This is a genomic window from Acidisoma sp. PAMC 29798, from assembly GCF_030252425.1.
Classification (GTDB): Bacteria; Pseudomonadota; Alphaproteobacteria; order Acetobacterales; family Acetobacteraceae; genus Acidisoma; species Acidisoma cladoniae.
In genome coordinates this window covers 4,534,762-4,542,221 of the sequence record NZ_CP126994.1, presented here as the reverse complement: position 1 = coordinate 4,542,221, position 7,460 = coordinate 4,534,762, and the positions used below count along the sequence as shown (strand labels likewise).

Annotated in this window: 9 protein-coding genes; 3 read left to right on the top strand and 6 right to left on the bottom strand. The window is 57.5% G+C overall.

The window, feature by feature from the left end; translation table 11 throughout:
- Positions 1 to 43 precede the first annotated feature (43 nt).
- The 6 genes from QP803_RS21815 to QP803_RS21790 form a co-directional block, all read right to left on the bottom strand.
- Positions 44 to 388 carry a hypothetical protein gene (locus QP803_RS21815; RefSeq protein ID WP_284945635.1) on the bottom strand — a complete coding sequence of 115 codons (345 nt, stop codon included), beginning with the start codon at positions 386 to 388 and terminating at the stop codon, positions 44 to 46.
- Positions 349 to 1,911, bottom strand: a complete 1,563-nt coding sequence (gene tnpC, locus QP803_RS21810; RefSeq protein ID WP_284945634.1) for an IS66 family transposase — start codon at positions 1,909 to 1,911, stop codon at positions 349 to 351. The genes QP803_RS21815 and tnpC overlap by 40 nt, the downstream gene beginning before the upstream one ends.
- A 69-nt stretch (positions 1,912 to 1,980) precedes the next feature.
- Positions 1,981 to 2,328 (bottom strand): IS66 family insertion sequence element accessory protein TnpB, encoded by a 348-nt coding sequence (tnpB, locus tag QP803_RS21805; RefSeq protein ID WP_284945633.1) that lies wholly within the window; start codon positions 2,326 to 2,328, stop codon positions 1,981 to 1,983.
- Complete coding sequence (gene tnpA / locus QP803_RS21800) at positions 2,325 to 2,711, bottom strand: IS66-like element accessory protein TnpA (RefSeq protein ID WP_284945632.1); 387 nt, start codon at positions 2,709 to 2,711, stop codon at positions 2,325 to 2,327. Before tnpA ends, tnpB begins: the two co-directional genes overlap by 4 nt.
- Positions 2,712 to 2,726: 15 nt before the next feature.
- Positions 2,727 to 4,589 (bottom strand): dsDNA nuclease domain-containing protein, encoded by a 1,863-nt coding sequence (locus QP803_RS21795; RefSeq protein ID WP_284945631.1) that lies wholly within the window; start codon positions 4,587 to 4,589, stop codon positions 2,727 to 2,729.
- A 278-nt stretch (positions 4,590 to 4,867) separates the two neighbouring features.
- Positions 4,868 to 5,326: an Lrp/AsnC family transcriptional regulator gene (locus tag QP803_RS21790; protein ID WP_284945630.1), complete on the bottom strand. Its 459-nt coding sequence runs from the start codon at positions 5,324 to 5,326 to the stop codon at positions 4,868 to 4,870.
- 125 nt (positions 5,327 to 5,451) lie between these two features.
- Here QP803_RS21790 and QP803_RS21785 point away from each other — a divergent pair, with 125 nt between their 5' ends.
- The 3 genes from QP803_RS21785 (at position 5,452) to QP803_RS21775 (ending at position 7,409) form a co-directional block, all read left to right on the top strand.
- Positions 5,452 to 6,183, top strand: a complete 732-nt coding sequence (locus QP803_RS21785; RefSeq protein WP_284945629.1) for an AzlC family ABC transporter permease — start codon at positions 5,452 to 5,454, stop codon at positions 6,181 to 6,183.
- Between the two features lie 8 nt (positions 6,184 to 6,191).
- Complete coding sequence (locus QP803_RS21780) at positions 6,192 to 6,479, top strand: AzlD family protein (protein WP_284945628.1); 288 nt, start codon at positions 6,192 to 6,194, stop codon at positions 6,477 to 6,479.
- Positions 6,480 to 6,557: 78 nt separating this feature from the next.
- The gene (locus QP803_RS21775) at positions 6,558 to 7,409 is read left to right on the top strand and encodes an extracellular solute-binding protein (RefSeq protein ID WP_284945627.1); all 852 of its coding nucleotides are present in this window, start codon (positions 6,558 to 6,560) and stop codon (positions 7,407 to 7,409) included.
- Positions 7,410 to 7,460: the final 51 nt, after the last annotated feature.

Sequence of the window (7,460 nt, the reverse complement as noted above, 5' to 3'; positions counted from 1 at the left end):
GTGAGCGTCCGGCGAATGCATTTTGTGGCCGTCGGAACGCGTTTTAGGGTTGGCGGTTTGGCTCATCGGCCAGGATGCGTTCGATCATCGCGGGATCGCATTGTTCGCTGACAAGGAACTCTCGGATGCCACCGTCCCACGTGCGTATGTCCGCGAGAAGCGCCTGAACGTCATTGACGCCGTTCTCAGTCAGACCCGTCGTGCCATCGTCCCTGCCGTCGCTGACGTAAAACATTTCGCCCTCCGTGATATTGTCCGGGTTGGCGGTGATTTCCTCGAGCAGTTCAAGGTTTTCTCCGAGCATGACGGCGACGTCTTTAAGCGTGTAGATACGCTTGGAGCGGGCCATCAGGTTGCCTCGTGCACTGTGGCCGGCGTCCAATTCCATGGCAATAGCTCTTTAAGGCGGTCCGTAGGGTAATCCTGGATCCGGGTTAGGACGTCTGTCAGATAGACCTCCGGATTGTGGCCGTGCATTTTGACGGTTTCGATGACGGTCAGGATATTGGCGATGCGCTCGCCCCCTTTGTCTGACCCGGCGAAGAGCCAGTTCTTTCTTCCAATACCAAGCGGACGCATTGCGCGTTCAGCTATATTATTGTCGATTTCGACCCGGCCGTCGTCGACGTAGACGCTCAATGCCGCCCATCGCGACAGGGCGTATCGCATCGCTTCTGCGAGTTTCTGTTTCTGTGGCAAAGTGGAAAGTGTCGCTTCTATCCACACCTTCAGATCCGTCAGAATAGATTTGGCGTGTTGCTGGCGGAGGATGCGTCGCTCGTCGGCCGGCATGCCGCGGATACGATCCTCGATATCATAGAGAACCCCGATGCGCGTCAGCGCCTCGGTGGCAATCGGTGACGGCTTGAGCTTGATTACATCATGGAACTTGCGGCGCACATGCGCCATGCAGGCCGCCTCGATGATCTGGTTGCCGTAAAGCTTCTTATACCCACCGTAACCATCCGCATGCATCACGCCGCTGAAGTGGGCGAGGTGATCGGCCGGATGCGCGCTCTTACGGTCAGGGCTGTAGTAGTACGCGATGGCTCCGGGAGTGGGATCTTGATAACCGCTGCCATCGAAGACGTAGACCCACACCCTCCCTGTTTTGGTCTTTCCGCGCCCAGGGTCGAGAACATCGACCGGAGTATCGTCGGTGTGTATTCGGTCAACCGCTGCGATGTGGTCTCTGATCAACAAGATCAGCGGCGCAAGCAGAACTGATACACGGCCCACCCAGTCCGCCATGACGGAGCGGGAGATATCTATCCCAAGCCGGTCGAACATCTCGGACAGACGGTAGAGCGGGATGTGATCGTCAAACTTGGCGACCATGATATGGGCGAGCAACCCCGGCCCAGGCTTGCCGCGCTCGATCGGCAGGGTCGGCATATCGCCAGACACCGTCGTATCGCAGTCTCGGCAGATCATGCGCTTTTCGACATGGCGGACAATCTTTACGGAGGCCGGCACGTGCTCCATAACCTGAACGACCCTATCGGCAGCCTTCAGGAACGACATGCCCCCGCAGGTCGGGCAATTGCAGGGTGCTGCATAGACCAGCTCTTCCGTTAGAAGGCCGTCGGGCAATGGTTTGCGCTTCGGCTTCTCGGATGCGCCGTCCAGCTCCGGCAAAGGGAGCTTTCCAGAACGCGCCTCACCCTCGGCGCGGGAAGCCTCGATCTCCTCTAGCATCAGTTCGAACTGCTCGATCTGCCGGTCTATTTTCTCCGAAGACGCGCCGTGCTGCCGATGACGGAGCAGTTCCAACTGTGCGCGCAGAAGCCCAATAATTGAGTCGCGCTTGCTGACTTCAGCTTCTTGCTCGCTGAGTTTCGCCGCCAGATCAGCGACGAGCATGCGCAATGCTAATAGCTCGGGCTGACTGTCCAGCGGCGTCGTTTCCATGCCCGCAAACCTAGCCGATTTGCACTTGGAGTACCAGTATTTTGGCTGGATTTCCCCGCAAATAAGGCTTCATCCGGTTCGAGCGGGAGCCGAAGTCCATGCCGGACGACGCCAATCGATCCCTTCAATAAGCATGGACATCTGAGCCTGCGTCAGATGGGCAACGCCGTCTTTAGCCGTCGGCCAAGGAAAATATCCACGCTCAAGAACCTTGTAGAACAGGCAGAAGCCTTGGCCATCCCACCACAAAAGCTTGATCCGATCAGCACGTTTCCCGCGGAAGCCAAAGACGGCGCCGGACCCCGGCGCTTCATTCATCACCGCCTTGACCATCGCAGAAAGCCCATCAATGCCACGCCGCATATCGGTCACGCCGCAGGCCAGATAAACCGGCACATTCCCAGAAAGTCCGATCATGCTGCCTCCACACAAGCAACCAGCGACGACAGCACCTCGAGATCCATGTCCGCTGCAATTCTGAGTAGGCGACCATTCTTCAGGACGATCTCAACGTCTTTGCATCTCGACCGGCCACCACTTCGCTTAGAGCCCTCGCTGGAGCTTTCCGACGCTCCGATGAGCGAAACGGGGATAAACGATGCGATTTCCGGAGACTTTAATTTGGGCCGCGAGAACTTCCTTCGCCATGCGTATATCTGCTGCGGAAGAACGTCGTGCCGGCGCGCAACATCCGAAACGGTGCCATCTGCGCAAAATGCTTCCTGCAATATCGAAAGCTTCAGTTCTGTCGACCATCGACGTTGTCGCTCGGCGCCCGTCAGGATCTCAACCTTGGCCATTCGTACCCTGTCACGTCACAAATGAATCATCTGTGACGTAACTTGTGCTAATTTTGCACCTAGACAAAACCAGCTCACCGGACGCTCACGATAAAAACCACAATCTGCCAATTTCTCGACATGCTGCCCCCACTTCATGATCTTGTCAGAAGGATAGCCCTCCTCTTTGCTTCCCTGCTTCTCAAGACATTCCCTATAGTGGGCTTCTAGCTTCTTATGCAGCAGACGTCGGGCATCATCGGCTAACGTTGCATAAACCAACGGCTGGACCGTCTCGTGAAGATAAAACGCGACTCCATCAAATCTCGTCACACCTGCATTGGAAAGGATGTCCAAGCTGACAAGCGGAGAAAACACCCGCTCGCCCACCACAATCTGGGCCTCATTTAGATCGAATCCATAATCGAAAACTGATACACAGCTTAAAACAGTCCTCTCGTCAGTTCCTAAGTTTTTTATGACCTCGCCCACAAGCCACTTTCGCGCACCCGCTGCGCCGCGCAACTTGATGTCTTGTAATTCTAAATTCCTGCCAGCCTGAAGAAGTCTGCGCAGAAACACCGTGGATAAATAATGTCCACCCACGGCCGATCGCAGCTCCTCAATCTCCTGATCGTCGAACCGCTTCCCTTGATCTCCAAGGACTTGCGAAAATCCATCGGCGTCCAGCCCAGGCATAAGGTAGGTGGTCACCACATTTTCGTTCACCTCTCTTAGGATTCTCGAATATGGAGAAAGCTCTGTCGTTGACAGAAGCAATCGACCTAGAAGTGGCAGAGGAGGACATCGTTCGATCACCCCATTCAGTAAATGCTTTACCTGCACCCCTCCAGAATTTGCTGAATCAACAAATATGCTAATGCTAGTGTTTTTAAGCGCATATATAATGTTGTTTACGTAATCATCTTCTGTTCTGCATTCCGACGAGACAATTTGTGCGGCGTTTTCCATGCCGAAGTAATGCAAACTTGATGATATCATTGTCAGAAAGGTTGAAATTTCAGTAATCGGGCTCACACTAATCCAACAAAAAGGACGGCCAAGCTGATAGTAATCGTGCGCTAGTCCAGCTAGCAAAGCAGTCTTGCCAGAGCCGCCAACGCCAAATAATATTACAGTGGCATTTTCCGCCAGAAGATTCTGAATATCACCTGTAATTGCAGGTCGGGGAAGGAAATCGTTCAATAAGGGAAGCTGGCGCCACAGTTGAGGTTGGATGTGTATTCCACGCTGTCGAAAAGCAGCTTCGATTTCTAAAGCCGTTAAGGTAAGCGCTTGAGCGGCACAATCATATATGTATGTCCATATAGCGTTAAATGCATCATCTAGATCACCACCAAGCCGATAGGGGGGAGAGGATAGAATTCTCCTAATCATGTCCCTCAGAACTTTGCCAGGTTGTGCATCATCATCCGAGGAAAATGCGCGCGTGTGTATCTGTGTTCGGCGCAATATGTCGGCTACACTCGACTTGGGCACTCCATCCGCGGTAAATTTCTCGAGGACTTCGGAGTGAAGGTTCGGATCTAGGTCCACATCCGAATCAAGTATGTCCTTTAGGTCTTTGACGTCGGCGTTGCCTGGAGCATTCGTAACGAATACAAAGTCATCTTCAACTCTCTGATGTTCAAAAAACCTCTTCAGGACGGGCTTCAGCTCTGATGCACGCCATAGGTAGGCTTCGCCCTTTTTCTTAATCTGAATGCGCTCAACACGTCCGTTTTGGTAATATATGTTTAGATCTTCCGTCTCGTCATCAAGGCTTTCAATCTCGAAGTTGGACACCTCACGGGATTCACTTCCTAGAGCCGCAACTATGCGATAAGCGGTATACGAGATCTGATAGTCGATCCCACGCAGATTGTCTGGCCCGCTCATCGACACCACCTGCAAAAGTAAGTTGATAGCCGCACTTCTGCATAAGTATTTCTAGGGCCATCCGGCGTCAATGCCGCTACCGTACGCCTAAATTCGACCGCTACACGCGGCGATAGCTGCCGACGCGAATGTCCGCTCTGACGTTTTGACAGGCCAAAGCTGCCATTCAGCTTTCGGCCAATATAGGACATGGTAAGCTGTCGGTGAACGTATCGGTTGGCTCGGAGGCAGACACACACACACGACGACACCGAGCCACAACCACCCTCCCCCATCCCCTAAACCGGCAACGCCAACGACTGTTTCACCGTCTGGCTCGGCATATCCGTTTTGACGTTCTGCACACCCTTGATCCGGCTCAGATGCTCGGACTGGAAACGCCGGTAGTCTCGGATATCCGACGCCACAACCCGCACCAGCACATCGCAATCTCCGAGCATGAGGTAGCACTCCACCACCTCCGGCAGTTTCATGACTTCCGCAATGAAATGGTCGATCGTGTCTTCGTCTTGCGCTTTCAGCCAGATGCGCGTGAAGACCGTCAGCCCCTTGCCGATCTTCTCGGGATTGAGCACAGCGACGTAGCGGTCAATCACGCCCGCTTCTTCCAGCAACCGCACGCGCCGCAGGCAGGGTGATGGCGACAGCCCCACCATCCGCGCGAGCTCCACGTTCTGGAGCCGCCCATCGCGCTGCAAGGCCGCGAGGATACGACGATCGATGGCATCGAGTTTCATGGCATCCCATACCACAATTTTCGTCAAGAACGGCCGATGGTGCCACAGATAAGGGTTCACCCCGCGCTAAACGCAACCAAATTGCCTCGGTTTTGGTGCATGCTGCCGTTCTGATGGGAGGCCGCATGAACACCGACGTCAAAACACGAGGACACGCCCGCAACACGGAGTTCCGACGTGGCCTCCGCGCCGCGCTGCCAATCACGCTGGGGGTGGCGCCGGCAGGTCTCGTGCTGGGCGCCCAGGCGGCTCAGAAGGGATTGACCATCCTGGAGGTGCCGCTGATGACGGGCCTCAACTTCGCCGGCGGCTCGGAATTCGCGGCCATCGGGTTGTGGACCTCGCCGCCCCATATCCTGCTCATCGCGGCCGTCACCTTCCTGGTGAACAGCCGTCACATCCTGATGGGCGCGGCCCTAGCGCCGTTGATCCAACATCTGCCCCGACGCATCGCCTTTCCCGCCTTGTTCCTGATGTGCGACGAAAGCTGGGCGATGGCATTGACCGATACCGAGCAGCGCGGCGCCGCCGGCATGCGGCCCGGGTTCAGCCTGCCCTATTACCTCGGTATTTCGGTCGTTTTCTACGTGACCTGGGTGATCTTCACGACCCTCGGCGGCGCATCCGGCCCCGTGCTTGGGGATCTCCGCACCTATGGTCTCGACATGGCGTTTCCCGCCATTTTCCTCGTGCTGCTCCGGGGGCTGTGGAAAAGCGCGCGCGGGTCTCTGCCTTGGATGATCAGCCTGATGGCGGCGGGACTGACCTATAAGCTGGTGCCGGGGGCTTGGTATGTGGTGGCGGGCGCCCTTGCCGGACTAAGCGCGGCCTATGTCCTGGCAGGGAAACCGCAATGATCCACCCCATGACCCTTTTGGCGATTCTGCTGATGGCAGCGGTCACGTACACGACCCGGATCATCGGCTATGCCGGCCTGCGCAATCGCGATCTCAGCCCGCGCGCCCTGGCGGTGATGGAGGCCGCGCCCGGCTGTGTGCTCATCTCGGTCATCGCACCCCGCTTCGTGTCGAACGATCCCGCCGATCTGATCGCCCTTGCAGTGACGGTATCCGCCGCGATCCGCCTGCCGATGCTGCCGACCGTGCTCATCGGCGCGGGCACGGCCGCCTTGGGCCGCCACCTGCTCGGCTGAGTGACGCGCCCTCATGGCGCCAGGCTTCGGGATGCGCTATCTCCCAATGGGTATAGCGCATCCCGAAGGACCCCGCCGATGCTCCCGACCAAGATCCTGCTCCTCGCCGCCGCCGTGTTCGCCGCACCCGTCGCGGCTTCGGCCGCAGACGTGAACGTGCTTTATGCGGGTTCCCTCGTGAACCTCATGGAAAAGGGCATCGGGCCTGCCTTCAACACCGCCTCGGGCGATCGCTTTCGCGGCTTCGCCGGCGGCTCCAACGCCCTCGCCAATCAGATCAAGGGCAAGCTGCGCCAGGGCGATGTCTTCGTCAGCGCCAATCCCAAGGTCAATGACAGCCTGACGGGTGCGGCCAATGGCGGCTGGGTGAGTTGGTACATCGGTTTCGCCACCTCCCCGCTCGTCATCGGCTATGACCCCAACAGCCGCTTCGCCGCCGCGTTGAAGACCAAGCCTTGGTATGAGGTGCTGCGGGAGCCCGGCATTCGCATCGGCCGCACCGACCCCAAGCTGGACCCCAAGGGCGCGCTGACGGTGAAGCTGCTGGACAAGGCGGAGACGGTTTATAAGCAGCCGGGCTTGGCCAAGGCCGTGCTCGGCGGGGCCGAGAACCCGGCCCAGGTCCTGCCGGAGGAAAGCCTGGTCGGCCGCCTGCAATCCGGCCAGATCGATGTCGGCTTCTTCTATTCGACCGAAACGGCCGATCTGAAGATCGCCGCGATCCCGCTGCCGAAGGACGTGTCGCTGAGCGCCCATTACACCGTGACCGTGCTGACCGGCGCACCCGACGCCGATGGCGCGGCCAAGTTCGTGGACTTCTTGTTGAGCGCGCCGGGGCAGGCCATCATGCAAACCCATGGCCTCACTCTGACCAAGCCCACCGTCGGCGGTGATGCCACGGCGGTTCCTGCCTCCATCCACCTTAAATAGCCGGCCTCCTCCGGGGGCGGCGGAGCCCCCTCTGAAGCGTCTCCCGTCTCG